Below are 16,513 nucleotides of genomic sequence, written 5' to 3'. Positions count from 1 at the left end.
CATATCCCTCGGCTGCGCCGAGAGAATCGAGCGGAATCAGAAGCTCATGAAATACCCGCCGTTCACCGGCAGGTTGACGCCGGTGAGGTAGCTGGCGTCGTCGGCGCTGAGGAAGCACACGGCGCGGGCGATGTCGGCGGGCTGGCCCAGCCGGCCCACCGGGATGCCGGCGACGATCTGGGCGCGGATCTCGGCCGGCACGGCGGCCACCATCGGCGTGTCGCAGTAGCCGGGCGAGACGGTGTTGACGGTGACGCCCTTGCGCGCGGTCTCACGCGCCAGCGCCATCGTGAAGCCGTGCACGCCGGCCTTGGCGGCGGAGTAGTTGGCCTGGCCGAACTGGCCGGTCTGGCCGTTCACCGAGCTGATGTTGACGATGCGGCCGAAGCCGCGCGCGGTCATGCCTTCCACCACGGCCTGGCTGGTGTTGAACACGCCGTCCAGGTTCACGCGCATCAGCTCGTGCCATTGCGCGGGCGTCATCTTGCGCAGGCTGGCGTCGCGGGTGATGCCGGCGGCGTTGACCAGGATGTCCACGCCGCCGTGTTCGCGTTCGAGGCGGCCGACCAGCGCGGCGCAGGCCTCGTGGTCGCTGACGTCCAGCGCTTCATGGCGGATGGCGTCGCCGAATGCGGCAGTGGCTTCGCGGAAAGCGGCGAGGCGGGCTTCGCTGGCGGGCAGGTCGGCGGCGACCACGCGACGGCCGGCTTGCGCCAGTTGGCGGCAGATTTCGGTGCCGAGGCCGCCGAGGCCGCCGGTGACCAGAGCCAGGCGGGAGGTGACAGGTGCGTTCATGGGGTTTCCGTTGCCTTGCGATCGTCCCTGATCGCGTGAATCACACGGGCGGCCATCCATGGCTGCACTTTGGGGTGTTTTTGCGATCATCCATGATCGCGAGAGTCAAACGGGCGGTCATCCATGGCCGCACTTTTCAAATAAAAACGCGCCGCTTTTGGGCGGCGCGTTGGCGGGATGGTGTGGCGTTGATCAGCCGGATTTCTTGCCGCGGCCGCCCGGCGGGGTGATCTGCGCGGCGGCGTCGAGCAGGCCGCGCTGCATGGTCTTCCACGCGTCCATGTTGCGCTCGGTCAGCTCGTTCACCATCGCCCAGGGGGTCTGGCCCATCAGGCTGTTGAGCTGGGTGCGGAACTGCTGCTGCTGGTCGAGGAACACCTGCAGGCTGCGTTCCAGGTACGGCCCCATGAAGCCCTGCAGCGAGTCGCCGTAGAAGCGGATGATCTGGCTGAGCAGCTGGGGCGACAGCATCGGCTGCCCCTTCTCCTCGTGCTCGGAGATGATCTGCAGCAGCACGGAGCGGGTGAGATCCTCGCCGGTCTTGGCATCGCGGACTTCGAAGTCCTCGTTGTCCAGCACGAGCTGACGCACCTCTTCCAGCGTGATGTAGCTGGAGATCTCGGTGTCGTAGAGCCGACGGTTCGGATACTTCTTGATGGTGCGTTTGTTTTGTGCCATGCGGCGAATCTAGCAGGAGATATTGCGCCGCACCAGTAGACCAATGGCATGCGTCTGCCGAAATTGGTCTGCTCGGCGATGGCCGTGGCGCGGCGATGTGCGCCACGGTGGTCTGCAACAAACGGTGTCGGATCAGTGCCCCACGGCCCCGCCGGCGCTGCCGAACGGCGGCTTGGCGAACCACAGGATGGGGATCAGCAGCACGAACAGCACCGCGCAGCCCCAGAACACGTCGTTCACCGCCAGGGTGAGCGCCTCGCGGTTCACCAGCTGGTCGATCAGGCCCAGGCTTTGCGTGTGCGGCATGCCGTGCTGGGTCAGGCCCTGCAGGAACCGCGTGGCCGCGGGGTTGGCGTTGCTGACGTTCTCGGTGAGATTGGCATGGTGCAGCTCGCCGCGGTGCTGCCACAGCGTCACCGTGATCGCGGTGGACATGCTGGAGCCCATGGTGCGGCAGAAGTTGGACAGGCCCGAGGCGCTGGCGATCTCCGAGGCGGGCAACCCGGAGAGATAGATCTGGTTCAACGGTATGAAGAAGCAGGGGATGGCCATGCCCATCACGAAGCGCGGCACCACCAGCGTGCCGAACGAGGCGTTGCTGTCGAAGCCGGCGAACCAGTACGAAGTGAGCGCGAAGACGATGAAGGCGAAGGTCACCACCGCACGCAGATCCAGCCGATGCATGTTCTTGCCGAGGATCGGCGACAGCAGGAAGGCCAGCACACCCACCGGCGCGGTGGCCAGGCCCGCCCAGGTGGCGGTGTAGCCCAGGTCGAGCTGAAGCCACAGCGGAAACACCACGTTGATGCCGAAGAACGCGAACATGCCCAGCGTCAACGCCACCACGCCCACGGTGAAGTTGCGCTGCTTGAACAGCGACAGGTCGATCACCGGATGCTTGGCGTGGATTTCCCACACCACCAGGAAGGTGAGGCTGACCAGGGCGACCAGGCCCAGGGTGAGGATCAGCGGCGAGGCGAACCAGTCGTGGTCGTTGCCGTTGTCCAGCATGAACTGCAGGCAGCCCACGCCCGCCACCAGCAACACCAGCCCTATGGCGTCGATCGGCGCCTTGACGGTCTTCGTCTCGCGCTTGTGCAGGATCGACCAGGTGATGACCGCAGCGGCGATGCCCACCGGCAGGTTGATGTAGAAGATCCACGGCCAGGAGAAATTGTCGGTGAGCCAGCCGCCCAGGATCGGGCCGAAGATCGGCGCCACCACCACCGTCATCGCCCACATCGCCATGGCGATGCCCTGTTTCTCCTTCGGATAACTGGTCAGCAGCAGGGTCAGCGACAGCGCCACCATCGGGCCGGAGCCCGCGCCCTGCATCAGGCGCGCGAACACCAGCATCGGCATGCTGGTGGCCAGGCCGCACAGCATCGAGAAGATCACGAACAGCAGCACCGACACCACGAAGGTGCGCACCTCGCCGAAGCGCCGCGCCACCCAGCCGGTGAGCGGCTGCATGATCGCGCTGGCCAGCGAGTAGGAGCTGATCGTCCAGGTGCCTTCGCTGGCGCTCACGCCGAGGCTGCCGGAGATGTGCGGCACGGCCACGTTGACGATGGTCATGTCCAGCACCTCCATGAAGGTGCTGAACGCGACGGCGATGGTGAGCAGCGCCAGCGGGCCGCCGTGCAGCGGCTTCAGCGGTGTGGCGTTTTCGGGCGTGGTGGCCATGCGGGGCTCGCGTGGGTGCTTGGAGCTATGGGTTTGTGGTTGCAGTTCCAGGCTCGTCATCCCGGCGAAGGCCGGGATCCAGCGCCCACGAGCCATCGAGCGCAAAGACACTGGATTCCGGCCTTCGCCGGAACGACGAACAGAGTCCGGGTGCCCTCAGCGCGACTTGCCGCCAGCGCCGAGGTTGGCCGCGATCACCTTGTCGGCCTCGGCATCGGCCTGGCTGGCGATGGCGTCGTACACGCTGGTTTCGGCCGCAGGCTGCGCCGGGCCGGTGGCCAGCACCTTGCCCTGATCCCGGCTGATGTCCACGGTGACGTCGGCGGACAGGCCCACGCGCAGCGGGTGCTCGTCCAGTTCCTTGTCGTCCAGCGCGATGCGCACCGGCACGCGCTGCACCACCTTGATCCAGTTGCCGGTGGCGTTCTGCGCGGGCAGCAGCGAAAACACGCTGCCGGTGCCGGCGCCCAGGCCGATCACCTTGCCGTGGTATTCCACCTTGCTGCCGTAGAGGTCGGTGGTGATGGTCGCCGGCTGGCCGATGCGGATGTGGCGCAACTGGTTCTCCTTGAAGTTGGCGTCCACCCACAGGTGGTGCAGCGGGATCACGCTCATCAGCGGCTGGCCGGGCGCGACGCTGTTGCCGAGCTGCACGCTGCGCTGGGCCACGTAGCCGGACACCGGCGCCACGATGGTGTTGCGCTGCGCGGCCACCCAGGCGGCGCGGAAGTTGGCGCGCGCCTGCTGCACGGCCGGATTGTCGGCGATGTCGGTGCCGGCGATGGCGGCGTGCGCGGCCTGCGCCTGCGCCTGCGCCGCGTCCAGCGCGGCCTGCGCGCCGGCCACGGCGTCGCGCAGGTGCTGCACGGTCTCGGGCGATTCGGCCTGCGCGGCCACCAGCGGCAAGTGGCGCTTGAGGTCGGCCTCGGCCTTGGCCAGGTCGATCTTGCGCGCCGCCACCGCGGCATCGGCGCCGCTGGCGCTGTCGGTCTGGCCGCGCACCTGGCGCACCGCAAGCGCGAGCGCGCTGCGCGCCTGCCGCAGGCGCACGTCGGCGTCGGTGGCATCGAGCTTCACCAGCACCTGGCCGGCATCGACGTGCTGGGTGTCGTCGGTGAGCACGGCGACCACCGTGCCGGGCACCTGCGCGGAGATGCCGACCTGGTTGCCGCCCACATAGGCGTTGTCGGTGCTCTCGCGGGTGGAGAACACGAACTTCCACAGCAGGAACCAGGCCAGTGCGGCGAGCACGAAAACCATCGTCACGATCAGCAGCGCGCGGCGGCGCTTGGGTGGATCCTTGGCGGCGAGGCCGCTGTCGTTGGCGTCCTGCGGAAGGGCGGACTCGGTGGCGCTCATGGGCTGGGGCTCCGGTTGGCGTTCTTGGAAAGTGGCGTGTTGGAAGGCGTGGTCGCGGCAGCGGCGTCGGCCGGCATGCGGTAGCCGCCGCCGAGCGCGTCGACGAGGGCGAGGTCGGTGCTCAGCGCCTGCGCGTGCAGGGCGACGGCCTGATCTTGCTGTTGCAGCAACTGCGCCTGCGCGGCGAGGCTTTCGCGGGCATCGCGCACGCCGCGTTGCAGGCGGGCCTGCGCGTTGGCGTCGAGCCGTTCGCCGGCGTCGACCTGTTGTTGCTGCTGCTGGCGCGTGGCGGCCAGGCGCTCGGCGGCCAGTACCTGGCTGGCGACCTCGCGCGCGGCGTGGAACACGGTGGCGTTGTACTGCGCCACCGCATCGTCGAGCTGGGCGCGGCTGATGCCGTAGGCGGCCTTCAGGCGTCCGCCCTCGAAGATGGGCAGGTGCAGTGCCGGGGTGAGGCCGAGCACGCGGCTGCTGGGACTGAACACGTTGCCGAGGTCGCCCGAACCGCCGCCGCCGAATAGTGCGGGCGTGGCCTGGTTGGTGCTGGACAGCCCGGCCATCGCGGCGATGCTGATGTCGGGGAAGAACTGCGCGCGCGCTTCGTCGGTCTGCTTCAGCGCCGCTTCCACCTGCCAGCGGCTGGCGGCGATGTCGGGACGGCGGGCGATCAGGTCGAGCCTGGCGTCGGCGGGCAGGCCGCCGCGAACCGCCGGCAGCGGGCGCGGCGACAGCGGCGGCAGCTCCTCGGGCGCCACGCCGAGCAGGGCCGCCAGCGCCACCTTGCGGATGCGCGCCGAGCTTTCCAGCGCGGTCTGCGCCTGTTCCACGCCGGCGATGCGCGAGCGCGCCTCCTGCACGGTGTCGGGCAGATCCACGCCCTGCCGCACGCGCAGTTCGGCGATCCGCAGCAGGCGCTGCTGCACGTCCAGCGATTGCCTGGCCAGCGCCAGCCGCGCCTCGTCGGCCAGCCAGCCGAAATAGGTGTCGGCCACCGCGTTCTGGATAGTCAGCGCGGCAGCCGCGCGCTGCGCCTCGGCGGCGTGCGCCTGATCCAGCGCGCTCTCGATGGCGGCGCGCTTCTTGCCCCACCAGTCGAAGTCGTACTGGAACTGCACGCCGAGGTCGGCCTGGTTGTACCAGGTGAAGCCGAGCAGCTTCGGCGGCATCAGGCCGTGTTCGCTCATGCGCTGGCGGGCGACCTGCGCGCTGCCGTTGATGCTCAGACCGGCCTGCGCGGCGGCGAGCTTCACCGACTGCTCGGCGGTGTGCACGCGGCTCTGCGCCTGCGCGAGGTCGGGCGACTGGCGCAGCGCGGTCGCCATCAGGTCGTCGAGCTGCCGGTCGTCGTAGCCGCGCCACCAGTCGGTGGCGGGCCAGCCGGCGACGGCGGCGTCCTGCAGGCCGGCCAGCGGCACGTCGTCGCGCAGGGCGGGGTGCTGCAGCTTCGGCGGCGCGAACGCGCAGCCGGCGAGCGCCAGCGCGACGGCGAGTGCCATGGCTGTGCGTGGACGCGGCGGGATGAGGGTCATCTTGGGCTCCTTCACGACGCGTCCTGCGCGTCGAGCTGGTCGAGGTTCTTGGCGAGCTTGCGCAGCAGCCGGCTGAACTGCTTGCGTTCGGCGGCGGTGAAGCCGGCGAAGATCGCCTCGGTGTGCGGGAACATCGGCGGCAGCATCTTCTGCACGAAGCGGCGGCCGGCGGCGGTGATGCGCATCAGCACGCAGCGGCGATCCTCGGCGCTGGCGCCGCGGGAGATCAGGTCGCGCTTCACCAGCGCATTGCCGATGCGCGTCATGTTGGTGCTGCCCTGCGAGGTGAATTCGCACAGCTCGCCTGGCGTGGAGCTGCCGTCCGGGCGGCTGTGCAACATCATCAAGGTGAGGAATTCGCTGTGGTTGAGCTGGTGCGGCTTGAGCTTCTCTTCCAGGCCTTCGTCCATGCGCTTGCCCAGCATGGACATCAGGCGGCATAGCGTGACCTGCTCGACGGGCAGCCCGGGCACGGCCTCGCGCATGCGCCCGACGCCTTCGTCCATCATTGCTATGCAGTTGCCCAAACGAGTCATTTCATCAGTTCATATTTCACTGGTGAAATAAATTGTGGCGCGGCTTCGCGCGCGGCGCAAGTGTCGCGATGGATTACGCGGGATCGGGTTCGGGGAGGCCGAACAGGCGGCGGGTATTTGCGGCGGTGGCGGCGGCCACGTCGCGCTCGGTTTCGCCGCGCAATGCGGCCACGCAGCGCAGCACGTCGGCGACGTGCGCGGGTTCGTTGCGCTGGCCGCGATGGCTTGCGTCGGGCTGGTCGGGCGCGTCGCTCTCCAGCAGCAGGAATTCGAGCGGCATGCCGGCCACGATGCGGCGCAGGCGTTGCGCCCGCTCGTAGGTGACCGGGCCGCCGATGCCGACCAGGAAGCCGAGATCCCACAGCCGGCGCGCCTGCTCCTCGCTGCCGGAGAAGCTGTGCACCACGCCGCGCACGCCGGGGTGGCGGCGCAGGGTGAGGATGACCTCCTCCAATGCCTGCCGCGCATGCACGATCACCGGCAGGCCGAGCTCGCGGGCCAGCGCCAGTTGCTGCTCGAAGTACTCGCGCTGCAACGCGGGATCGAGGCCGGGCGCCGAGAAATCCAGCCCGATCTCGCCGATGGCGACGGCTTCGTTCGCTTCGCACCACGCTGACAGTGCGACGACGTCGCCTGGCGCATGCTGGTGCAGAAACACCGGGTGCAGGCCGTAGGCGGGATGCAGCATGCGCGGGTGCGCCGCACAAAGACCGCGGATGCGCGGCCAACTGGCAGCATCCACGGCCGGTATCACCAGTTGCCGGACACCGGCGTCGCGCGCGCGTTGCAATACGAGCGCCCGGTCGGCGTCGAAGGCGCGGTCGTCGAGATGGACGTGGCTGTCGGCAAGCACGGGTGTGATGGGTCTCTCGGTGTCTGGCTAGTGTAACGATGCCGGTCTAGGCAGTATTCAGATTCATGAAGGTTCAATGGCACCGCAGGCCGCACGAAGTTGCGCTTGCGGCCGAAACACAAAACAGAGGAGGAGTGGTCATGAAGAAGTTGATGGTCAATGCACTCAACGTGGGGATTGTGGCGGCGCTGGCTGTCGGCTTGTCGGCTTGCAACCGCAGCGCCGATGCCGGCACGGCGGGCGACCAGGCCGGGAACGGCGCGCAGCCCGCGGCCGTGCAGCAGCCGGCCGGCCCGCAATACGCGCAGGTGACCAGCGTGACGCCGGTGCATTCGACGACGGCGTCGCACCAGGTCTGCCACGACGAAGTGGTCAGCCAGGCCGCGCCGCCGAAGGATCAGCACAACATCGCCGGCACTGCGATCGGCGCCGTGGCCGGTGGCCTGCTCGGCCACCTGGTCGGCGGCGGCAAGGGCAAGACCCTGAGCACGGTGGCTGGCGCGGCGGCGGGCGGTTATGCCGGCAACCGCATCGAGAACGCGCACCACAAGCCGCAGGTGACCCAGTCGGTGCAGCGCCAGTGCAGCACGGTGGCCGGCAGCGACAAGATCGTCGGCTACGACGTGCAGTACGTGTACAACGGCGTTACCCGCACCACGCGCATGGATCACGATCCGGGCAATCGCGTGCAGGTGCAGGAAGGCGTGACGGCGGTGTCGGACGCCCGTTGATTCCGGCATGGCGTGAACCTCGAAGGAGCATGTGATGAACCTTTCCGTGCGAAGCATCGTTCCCGTGGCCGTGCTGGCCGCCGGGTTGGCGTTGTCCGGTTGCGTCACCAGCCCTGACTACGGCCATGGCGGCTATTACGCGCAAGGCTCTGGCAACGGCTACCGCCGGTGCCAGAGCTGCGGCGTGGTGCAGGACGTGCGGCAGGTGTACCTGGATGGCGGCAACCCGAACGGCGGCGTGCTGGGTGCGGTGATCGGCGCGGTGGCCGGTGGCGTGCTGGGCAACACCATCGGCAAGGGTGATGGCCGCAAGGCCGCCACGGTGGCCGGTGCGGTGGCCGGCGGCATCGTCGGCAACCAGGTCGGTCAGCGTTCGGGCGGCGGGCGTGACGCGTGGCGCATCGTGGTGCGGCTGGACGACGGCCGTTACGCCACGGTGACGCAGCGCGAAGACCCGCGCGTTCGCAACGGCGATTACGTGCAGGTGAGCGACGGGCACGTCTATCCGATGTAGCCATCGCGAGTGCGTCAAGAAATGGACGCCTGGACGTCTGGACGTCCAAAAGAAAAGGCCCTCGCAAGAGGGCCTTTTCATTCCTGCGATCATGCACGATCGCGGGAGTGCTGAGCGGCGCAGCCGGGGGCGGTCGCTTGTTCGGCTCTCGCGGTCATGGGCGACCGCGAAAGCGAATCCTCAGTTCACTGCATAGAACGTGTGGTCGCCGATGGTGATGCTTTGCTTGTTGCGCGACCATGCAGGCGAGATCGTCGCGGTGGCGAAGTGATCCGCGCGCGGCACCAGCATGCGGCGCTGGTTCTTCGGCAACTGCCAGTCGTAGATGGTTTGCCCGGCAACCTCCCACGCCTTGTGGAAAGCGTCGAGGTTGGTGATCTCGAATGAGCCGGGCACGGTGGTGGTCGCGAACTGGTGCGGAGCGGTGACGACTTCGCACACCGTGTCGCCCCACTGGCCGCGTTCGCGGCGGCGCATCGCCACCTCGGCCACGGCCATCTGGCCGATGGTGGGTTGGCTGCGCGCCTCCAGATATACCGTCGTGGCCAGGCAGGCCTGGTTGGCGACGGGTTGCGGCATCAGGGTGGTCAACCACAACAACATGGAAAGTTTCATTGTCTGCCTCCAGCGTGCTGTACGCGCAGACGGTGGTATGTCCTGGCGCCGTTGCGGTGGACGGGCGGGCAGGCCGTTCCACCTGGATTGAATCGCGCAACCGAAACTTGTGGCTGGGCGAAGTGCCACGGGATTGTGGCGTCCGGACGGCGGTGCAGCTGTGCCGTCCGGGGTTTGTCGTTGCTGGCGTTGCGCGGCGTGTCGCCGTGTAGCCTGCAACTTGTTCCGCACTCTGGCGGGTGTTCCATCCGGTGCTCTTCACCGGGTCGCGCCGATTCGGAATCTTCCGGTTCGTCGCGTGCATCGGCAGCCGTGTGTGACGGGGGCCGCATTGATTTGGTGGGCGGAGCCTAGCGGCGGTTTTTTTCCACGGCAAGTGCCTGGTGATTCCAATTCGGTGCAAATCGACGACGAAAGTGAACGAATGTTCACGTATGCGCGACTATGTACGCGTCAGTTTTCCCATTGGTGTCGCACACGCAGTACGAGTCCATCGTCGAGCGGCAGCGTTGCTCCATCCAGATGCGTGGATGCGATGTCGTCGTTCAATACGGCAAGGGCGTCGATGTGTTTGCCGTGCGCGACGGCGTCGAGCAGCACGCCGACCTCGCTGCCGTCGCGACGAAGCACGTCGCCAGGCGTCGCGTTGCGTTCGAGTTGCACCTTGCACAGATGCCGCTTGTGCCCGCCGCGCCAGTGCAGGCGCGCGACGATTTCCTGGCCCGGGTAGCAACCCTTGTCGATGGCGACGGCCTGCAGCCGGTGCAGCGACAGCGCAGGAGGCAGCAGGGTGTCGAGTGCGGATGCCGGCAGCCATGGCCAGCCGAGTTGCAGTTGAGCGTGGCGCCACATCGCATCGCCTTCGCCTTCGGTGGCGATGCGCAGGCCGTGCGTGCCGCAGCCGAGCACGATGCCGTTCGGTGCGGCGGCCACTTCATGCAGGGGCAGGGCGGCATCGGTGGAGAGCGTGCGCCACGGCGAATCCGCGATGGCGAGTTTCGAGCGGAACACATAACGGCGCAGCGCGTCGCCCATCGCGGCGGCCTCGCCTCCGCGCAACAGCAGCAGCAGGCGTTGTTCGTCCAGGCGCGCGAGATGGAACAGCGCGCGCACGCGGCCCTGCGCATTCAGCCATGCGCTGAACTGCCACGCGCCGACGGCGAGTGACTGGACGTTGCTGCTGAATTGCGCGTGCGCGAAAGCGATCGCGTCGGGGCCTTCGATCAACAGGGTTTCGGCGGGGCAGGGCATCGGCATAGGTGAGGCAAGATGTGGCCGGTGGCGACGGATCGCAAGTCGTCAAGGTTGTGCGGCATTGCGTCAAGTATTAATCTCCGGCCGCTTGCGATGACCATGTCCGACACTTCCCGCCCTCCCGAATCCAGGCCTGTTTCCGCCACGTCGGAAACCGTGGCCGTGCCCGCGCAGCCAGCGGGGGAGAAAGAGGCGACGGAGCGGCCGGCGCTCGATCCCACCCGCTACGGCGATTGGGAGAAGAACGGGCGCTGCATCGATTTCTGATGCGTCGCGCGGCGGCATGCGTCGTCGCGCGGAGGCGGTTCGGCTTGGCAGGCAGCTTCAGCGATTCCACTTCAGGATAGCCGCCATGGCAGACACGCGACGACCGCTCTCTCCGCATATACAGATCTACAAGTGGCAGGTGCAGATGGTGACCTCCATCCTGCATCGAGCCACCGGCATCGCGTTGGCCGTGGGCACGCTGCTGGTGGTGTGGGGCCTGCTCTCGCTGGCCGCCGGCGAAGCCGCCTTCGGCCAGTTCAAGACCTGCATGGGCAGCCCGCTGGGCATGATCCTGCTGCTCGGCTGGAGCTGGGCGCTGTTCTACCACCTGTGCAACGGCATCCGTCACCTGCTGCAGGACACCGGTGCGGGTTACGCCATTCCGAAGTTCGTGCGTTCGAGCTGGCTGTCGGTGATCGTCAGCCTGCTGCTGGTCGTCATCGTCTGGGCCTGCGTGCTGACCTGTGGAGGTGCCGCATGAGCGCGAACGCGAAAGACCTGCGCAATCCGCTGAAGCGTGCGCGCGGCCTCGGTTCCGCGCAGTCGGGCGTGGGCCACTGGTGGACGCAGCGCGTCACCGCCGCCGCGCTGATCCTGCTCGGTCTGTGGTTCGTGTTCACCGTGCTGTCGCTGCTGCACGCCGACTACGCCACGGCGAAGGCCGCGGTGGCGAAGCCGTGGAACGCGCTGCTGCTGATCCTGTTCGTGGTCACCATGTTCTGGCACGCCGTGCTCGGCCTGCAGGTGGTGATCGAAGACTACGTGCACACCCGCTGGAAGGAAGTGGTTCTGCTGGTGGCGATCAAGTTCCTCGCGGTGCTGGGCGCGCTCGCGGGCGTGCTGGCCGTGCTGCGCATCGCTTTGGGAGTCTGAGTCCGTGGAAAGCTACAAGATCCAGCAGCACAAGTTCGACGTGATCGTGGTCGGCGCCGGCGGCGCGGGCCTGCGCGCCACCTTCGGCCTGGCCGAGAAGGGCCTTAAGACCGCCTGCATCACCAAGGTGTTCCCGACCCGCTCGCACACCGTGGCGGCGCAGGGCGGCATCGCCGCCGCGCTCGGCAACATGGGCGAGGACGACTGGCGCTTCCACTTCTACGACACCATCAAGGGTTCGGACTGGCTGGGCGACCAAGACGCGATCGAGTACATGTGCCGCGAGGCCATCCCCTCGATCTACGAACTGGAACACTACGGCGTGCCGTTCTCGCGCACGGACGAAGGCCGCATCTATCAGCGCCCGTTCGGCGGCATGACCACGCATTACGGCAAGGGCACCGCGCAGCGCACCTGCGCCGCGGCCGACCGCACCGGCCACGCCATCCTGCACACGCTGTACCAGCAGGCGCTGGCGCACGACGCCACCTTCTTCATCGAATACTTCGCGATCGACCTGATCTTCGACGACGAAGGCGTCTGCCGCGGCGTGCTGGCGCTCGACATGAACGAGGGCACGCTGCACCTGTTCCGCGGCCAGGCCGTGGTGCTGGCCACCGGCGGCTACGGTCGCGCCTACTTCAGCGCCACCTCGGCGCACACCTGCACCGGCGACGGCGGCGGCATGGTGCTGCGTGCGGGCCTGGCATTGCAGGATCTGGAGTTCGTGCAGTTCCACCCCACCGGCATCTACGGCGCGGGCTGCCTGATCACCGAAGGCGTGCGCGGCGAGGGCGGCTACCTCACCAACTCCAAGGGCGAGCGCTTCATGGAGCGCTACGCGCCCAGCGCGAAGGATCTGGCCTCGCGCGACGTGGTCAGCCGCGCCATCACCATCGAGGTGCGCGAAGGCCGCGGCGTGGGCGAGCACAAGGATCACGCCTTCCTCAACCTGATGCATCTCGGCCCCGAGGTGATCCACGAGCGCCTGCCGGGCATCGCCGAGTCGGCGCGCATCTTCGCCGGCGTGGACGTGACCAAGGAGCCGATCCCGATCCTGCCCACCGTGCACTACAACATGGGCGGCATCCCGACCAACTACCACGGCGAAGTGGTGCAGAAGAAGGGCGACGACGTCGACGCCGTGGTGCCGGGCCTGTTCGCCATCGGCGAGGCGGCCTGCGTGTCCGTGCACGGCGCCAACCGCCTGGGCTCCAACTCGCTGCTCGACCTGGTGGTGTTTGGCCGCGCGGTGTCGCACCGCTGCGCCGAGCTCATCAAGCCCGGTACGGCGCACAAGGATCTGCCGGCCAGCGCGCTGGACAAGGCGCTGGCCCGCTTCGACGGCCTGCGCCATGCCGATGGCGAGCTGCCGACCGCGAAGATCCGCCTCGACATGCAGCGCACCATGCAGAGCGACGCCGCGGTGTTCCGCACCGGTGAGACGCTGAAGGAAGGCTGCGCCAAGATCGACGCCGTGCATGCCTCGTTCAAGCATGTGCGCACCAGCGACCGCTCGCTGGTGTGGAACTCCGACCTGATCGAGACGCTGGAGCTTGCCAACCTGCTCGACCAGGCGGTGGGCACCATGCACTCCGCCGAGCAGCGCCCGGAAAGCCGCGGCGCCCACGCGCGCGAGGACTTCCCGGATCGCAACGACGCCGAGTGGATGAAGCACACCTTGGTGAAGGTGGACGAGAACGGCAAGGCCAGCTTCGATTTCCGCCCGGTGCACATGTACACCCTGACCGACGAGGTCGAGGTGGTGCCGCCGAAGAAGCGCGTTTACTGATTCTTCTTGGAAAGTGCGGCCATGGATGGCCGCCTTTTGACTTTCGCGTTCATGGATGGACGCACCAACACAGTCGAGGCAAACGTGGCCGAGTTTTCGCTACCCAAGAATTCCAAGATCCAGCCCGGCAAGCACTTCCCGGCGAAGGATGCGAAGAAGCCGCGCACCTTCCGCATCTACCGCTGGAACCCGGACGACGGCCAGAACCCGCGCATCGACACCTACGAGGTGGACATGGCCGCATGCGGCCCGATGGTTCTGGACGCGCTGCTGAAGATCAAGAACGAGATCGACCCCACGCTCACGCTGCGCCGCTCCTGCCGCGAAGGCATCTGCGGTTCCTGCGCGATGAACATCGACGGCACCAACACGCTGGCATGCATCTGCGCCGTCGACAGCGTGGCCAAGGGCGACGTGAAGATCTATCCGCTGCCGCACATGCCGGTAGTGAAGGATCTGGTGCCCGACCTCACGCACTTCTACGCCCAGTTCGCCTCGATCAAGCCGTGGATGCGCACGCAGAGCGCCGCGCCCGACCGCGAGCGCCTGCAGTCGCCGGAAGACCGCAAGAAGCTCGACGGCCTGTACGAGTGCATCCTGTGCGCCTGCTGCTCCACGAGCTGCCCCAGCTACTGGTGGAACGGCGACCGCTACCTCGGCCCGGCCATCCTGCTGCAGGCCTACCGCTGGATCGTGGACAGCCGCGACGAGGACACCGGCGCCCGCCTGGACGACCTGGAAGACCCGTTCAAGCTCTACCGCTGCCACACCATCATGAACTGCGCGCGCACTTGCCCGAAGGGCCTCAACCCGGCCAAGGCGATCGCGGAGATCAAGAAGCTGATGGTGGAGCGGCGCGCCTGATCTTTCCCCTCTCCCCTCCGGGGAGAGGGCAGGGTGAGGGGCGGGTGCTCGCGGGAAAGTTGATCGAGGAAAGCTTTCGATGATGGATCGACGCAAGATTGGCCCCTCACCTCAATCCTCTCCCCGAAGGGGAGAGGAGGCTAACGCGGCGCTGCGCGCCAGCTGTCATGGATAAGAGCGGGCGCCTCCGCTGGCGCACTCGCCGCGGCACCCGCGAACTGGACGCGCTGTTCGGCGGCTGGCTGGACGAGGCCTTCCCGCACGCCGACGAGGCGCAACAGCAGGCCTTCGACGAGCTGCTCGACGTGCAGGATCCCGATCTGTGGGACTGGGTGATGGGCCACGCCAAGGCGCCGCGCGCGGACTGGCAGGCGATCATCGATGACATCCGCGCCCGCCATCGGCTTTGAGTACCGTCCCTCGCGCTGGCTGCCGCGCCTGTTGTGGCTGCTGGCGGCGCTGGCGCTGCTGGCCATCGCCCTGGCCGGCTTGCCGTTCTGGTTGAAGTTGCCGCTGGCGCTGCTGGTTGCCGGATCGGCGTGGCGCGCCGTGCGCCGGCACCAGCGCTCGCCGGTGACTGCCGCAGGCTGGAGCGGTGAGGGCGGCTGGAGCCTGCGCTTTGCCGACGGCAGCGACGTTCCCGCCGCGCTGGCTTCGTTCCGCGTGCTGGGCGCCACTGTCATGCTGCGCCTGCGTACGGCGCTGCCGGGCGAACAGGTGCTGCTGCTGGCGCCCGACAACAGCGATGCGGACATCCGTCGCCGCCTGCGCATGCGCTTGGCCGCGGCGCAGGCGGGACTGGCCGCGCCCCGCATCTGAATCTCCGCTGCGCGGGCACTTTGCCTCCCCTGCGTTGTCTGTGCGAATGCCGGATAATGCCGGCTCCCGCGGGCGAGCCGCCCATCGAACCTACAGCGACCCGCCCATGTTCCGACCGCTAGAGCTTTTCATCGGCCTGCGCTACACCCGCGCCAAGCGGCGCAACCAGTTCATCTCCTTCATCTCCGCCGTCTCCATCGTATGCATCTCGATCAGCGTGATCGCGCTGATCGCGGTGATGTCGGTGATGAACGGCTTCGACTACCAGATGAAGACGCGCATCCTCGGCGCGATCTCGCATGCCACCATCTCCGGCGTCGGCCAGAGTATCGAGGACTGGCCGCGTGCGCTGAAGATCGCCGAAGCCAACCCGCACGTGAGGGGCGCCGCTCCCTACGTGGAGATCCAGGCGCTGCTGCAAGGCCGCGCGCCGGCGGCGGCGCTGGTGCGCGGCATCGTGCCCGGCCTCGAATCCAAGGTGGTCGACATCGGCAGGCACATGGTGCACGGCAAGCTCGATGCGCTCACGCCGGGCAGCTGGAACATCGTGTTGGGCCAGGATCTCGCCACCCAGCTCGGCGTGGGCGTGGGCGACCAGGTGGTGATGGCGGTGCCGGAATTCCGTGCCACCCCGTTCGGCGGCGTGCCGCGCATGCGCGGCTTCCACGTGGTGGGTACCTTCACCATGGGCATGGAGCAGTTCGACTCCGGCCTCGCCCTGGTCAACATCCAGGACGCCGAGAAACTCAACAGCCTCAGCGGCCCCAGCGGCATCCGCCTGAAGCTGGACGACCTGTTCAACGCGCGGCCGGTGGCGCGCGAGCTGGCCGACACGCTGGGCCAGGTCTACCAAGTGCAGACCTGGGAGCAGACCAATGCCAACCTGTTCTCCGCGCTTACGATGGAGAAGAAGGTGATGGGCATCATCCTCTCGCTGATCGTGCTGGTGGCGGTCATCAACCTGGTCTCGATGCTGATGATGCTGGTCACCGACAAGCAGGCCGACATCGCGATCCTGCGCACCCTGGGTGCCACGCCCCGTAGCGTGATGGGCATGTTCATGGTGCAGGGCCTGCTGGTGGGCCTGGTCGGCATCGGCTTCGGCGTGAGCCTCGGCTCGCTGCTGTCGTGGAAGCTGCCGGGCATCGTGAAGGTGATCGAGCGCGTGTTCCACGTGCAGTTCCTCTCGCCGGACGTTTATTACATCAGCGAAGTGCCCAGCCGGCTGGAGCTGCACGACGTGGTCTGGGTGGCGCTGGTCACCTTCGCGTTCTCGCTGCTGGCCACCCTGTATCCCGCGTGGCGCGCCTCGCGCACGCAGCCGGCGCAGGCGCTGCGCTATGAGTGA

At 67.7% G+C, this 16,513-nt stretch carries 19 protein-coding genes; 10 read left to right on the top strand and 9 right to left on the bottom strand.

The annotated features are described in order from the left end of the window. Positions 1 to 36 precede the first annotated feature (36 nt). From phbB to ACZ5Z2_RS11415, 7 genes are all read right to left on the bottom strand, one after another. Positions 37 to 795: an acetoacetyl-CoA reductase gene (gene phbB / locus ACZ5Z2_RS11445; RefSeq protein WP_464758709.1), complete on the bottom strand. Its 759-nt coding sequence runs from the start codon at positions 793 to 795 to the stop codon at positions 37 to 39. A 192-nt stretch (positions 796 to 987) separates the two neighbouring features. Continuing rightward, positions 988 to 1,473 (bottom strand): polyhydroxyalkanoate synthesis repressor PhaR, encoded by a 486-nt coding sequence (gene phaR / locus ACZ5Z2_RS11440; protein WP_464758708.1) that lies wholly within the window; start codon positions 1,471 to 1,473, stop codon positions 988 to 990. 132 nt (positions 1,474 to 1,605) lie between these two features. Further along, entirely contained in the window at positions 1,606 to 3,159 is a 1,554-nt protein-coding gene (locus ACZ5Z2_RS11435; protein ID WP_464758707.1) for a DHA2 family efflux MFS transporter permease subunit, read from the bottom strand. A 156-nt stretch (positions 3,160 to 3,315) separates the two neighbouring features. Continuing rightward, on the bottom strand, positions 3,316 to 4,518 hold the full coding sequence (locus ACZ5Z2_RS11430) for an EmrA/EmrK family multidrug efflux transporter periplasmic adaptor subunit (protein ID WP_464758706.1): 1,203 nt from the start codon (positions 4,516 to 4,518) through the stop codon (positions 3,316 to 3,318). Beyond that, complete coding sequence (locus tag ACZ5Z2_RS11425; RefSeq protein ID WP_464758705.1) at positions 4,515 to 6,014, bottom strand: efflux transporter outer membrane subunit; 1,500 nt, start codon at positions 6,012 to 6,014, stop codon at positions 4,515 to 4,517. Before ACZ5Z2_RS11425 ends, ACZ5Z2_RS11430 begins: the two co-directional genes overlap by 4 nt. A 44-nt stretch (positions 6,015 to 6,058) precedes the next feature. Next, complete coding sequence (locus tag ACZ5Z2_RS11420; RefSeq protein ID WP_464758704.1) at positions 6,059 to 6,553, bottom strand: MarR family winged helix-turn-helix transcriptional regulator; 495 nt, start codon at positions 6,551 to 6,553, stop codon at positions 6,059 to 6,061. 103 nt (positions 6,554 to 6,656) lie between these two features. Continuing rightward, on the bottom strand, positions 6,657 to 7,436 hold the full coding sequence (locus tag ACZ5Z2_RS11415) for a TatD family hydrolase (protein ID WP_464758703.1): 780 nt from the start codon (positions 7,434 to 7,436) through the stop codon (positions 6,657 to 6,659). A 140-nt stretch (positions 7,437 to 7,576) separates the two neighbouring features. Between ACZ5Z2_RS11415 and ACZ5Z2_RS11410 the strand changes: the two genes are divergently transcribed. Beyond that, positions 7,577 to 8,167, top strand: coding sequence for a glycine zipper 2TM domain-containing protein (locus tag ACZ5Z2_RS11410; protein ID WP_464758702.1), 591 nt, complete (start codon positions 7,577 to 7,579; stop codon positions 8,165 to 8,167). A 34-nt stretch (positions 8,168 to 8,201) separates the two neighbouring features. Then, complete coding sequence (locus ACZ5Z2_RS11405; protein WP_464758701.1) at positions 8,202 to 8,681, top strand: outer membrane lipoprotein; 480 nt, start codon at positions 8,202 to 8,204, stop codon at positions 8,679 to 8,681. Between the two features lie 180 nt (positions 8,682 to 8,861). Here ACZ5Z2_RS11405 and ACZ5Z2_RS11400 read toward each other — a convergent pair whose 3' ends face one another. Both ACZ5Z2_RS11400 and ygfZ read right to left on the bottom strand, forming a co-directional pair. Next, positions 8,862 to 9,296: a cell wall hydrolase gene (locus ACZ5Z2_RS11400; RefSeq protein WP_464758700.1), complete on the bottom strand. Its 435-nt coding sequence runs from the start codon at positions 9,294 to 9,296 to the stop codon at positions 8,862 to 8,864. Between the two features lie 453 nt (positions 9,297 to 9,749). Beyond that, positions 9,750 to 10,523: a CAF17-like 4Fe-4S cluster assembly/insertion protein YgfZ gene (ygfZ, locus tag ACZ5Z2_RS11395; protein WP_464758699.1), complete on the bottom strand. Its 774-nt coding sequence runs from the start codon at positions 10,521 to 10,523 to the stop codon at positions 9,750 to 9,752. A gap of 126 nt (positions 10,524 to 10,649) precedes the next feature. Here ygfZ and ACZ5Z2_RS11390 point away from each other — a divergent pair, with 126 nt between their 5' ends. The 8 genes from ACZ5Z2_RS11390 (at position 10,650) to ACZ5Z2_RS11355 (ending at position 16,513) form a co-directional block, all read left to right on the top strand. Further along, positions 10,650 to 10,817 carry a DUF1674 domain-containing protein gene (locus ACZ5Z2_RS11390; RefSeq protein ID WP_464758698.1) on the top strand — a complete coding sequence of 56 codons (168 nt, stop codon included), beginning with the start codon at positions 10,650 to 10,652 and terminating at the stop codon, positions 10,815 to 10,817. 85 nt (positions 10,818 to 10,902) lie between these two features. Beyond that, positions 10,903 to 11,298, top strand: coding sequence for a succinate dehydrogenase, cytochrome b556 subunit (gene sdhC, locus ACZ5Z2_RS11385; RefSeq protein WP_464758697.1), 396 nt, complete (start codon positions 10,903 to 10,905; stop codon positions 11,296 to 11,298). Continuing rightward, complete coding sequence (gene sdhD / locus ACZ5Z2_RS11380; RefSeq protein ID WP_464758696.1) at positions 11,295 to 11,690, top strand: succinate dehydrogenase, hydrophobic membrane anchor protein; 396 nt, start codon at positions 11,295 to 11,297, stop codon at positions 11,688 to 11,690. The genes sdhC and sdhD overlap by 4 nt, the downstream gene beginning before the upstream one ends. Positions 11,691 to 11,694: 4 nt before the next feature. Then, positions 11,695 to 13,482, top strand: a complete 1,788-nt coding sequence (gene sdhA / locus ACZ5Z2_RS11375; RefSeq protein WP_464758695.1) for a succinate dehydrogenase flavoprotein subunit — start codon at positions 11,695 to 11,697, stop codon at positions 13,480 to 13,482. A gap of 84 nt (positions 13,483 to 13,566) precedes the next feature. After that, positions 13,567 to 14,346 (top strand): succinate dehydrogenase iron-sulfur subunit, encoded by a 780-nt coding sequence (locus ACZ5Z2_RS11370; RefSeq protein WP_464761699.1) that lies wholly within the window; start codon positions 13,567 to 13,569, stop codon positions 14,344 to 14,346. A gap of 167 nt (positions 14,347 to 14,513) precedes the next feature. Next, entirely contained in the window at positions 14,514 to 14,756 is a 243-nt protein-coding gene (locus tag ACZ5Z2_RS11365) for an FAD assembly factor SdhE (RefSeq protein WP_464758694.1), read from the top strand. Then, a complete protein-coding gene (locus tag ACZ5Z2_RS11360) occupies positions 14,728 to 15,165 on the top strand; it encodes a protein YgfX (RefSeq protein ID WP_464758693.1) in 438 nt (145 codons plus the stop codon). Before ACZ5Z2_RS11365 ends, ACZ5Z2_RS11360 begins: the two co-directional genes overlap by 29 nt. Before the next feature lie 106 nt (positions 15,166 to 15,271). After that, positions 15,272 to 16,513, top strand: a complete 1,242-nt coding sequence (locus tag ACZ5Z2_RS11355) for a lipoprotein-releasing ABC transporter permease subunit (RefSeq protein ID WP_464758692.1) — start codon at positions 15,272 to 15,274, stop codon at positions 16,511 to 16,513.

This window comes from Rhodanobacter sp. G1, assembly GCF_055397855.1.
This window is presented reverse-complemented; position numbering and strand designations above follow the sequence as displayed.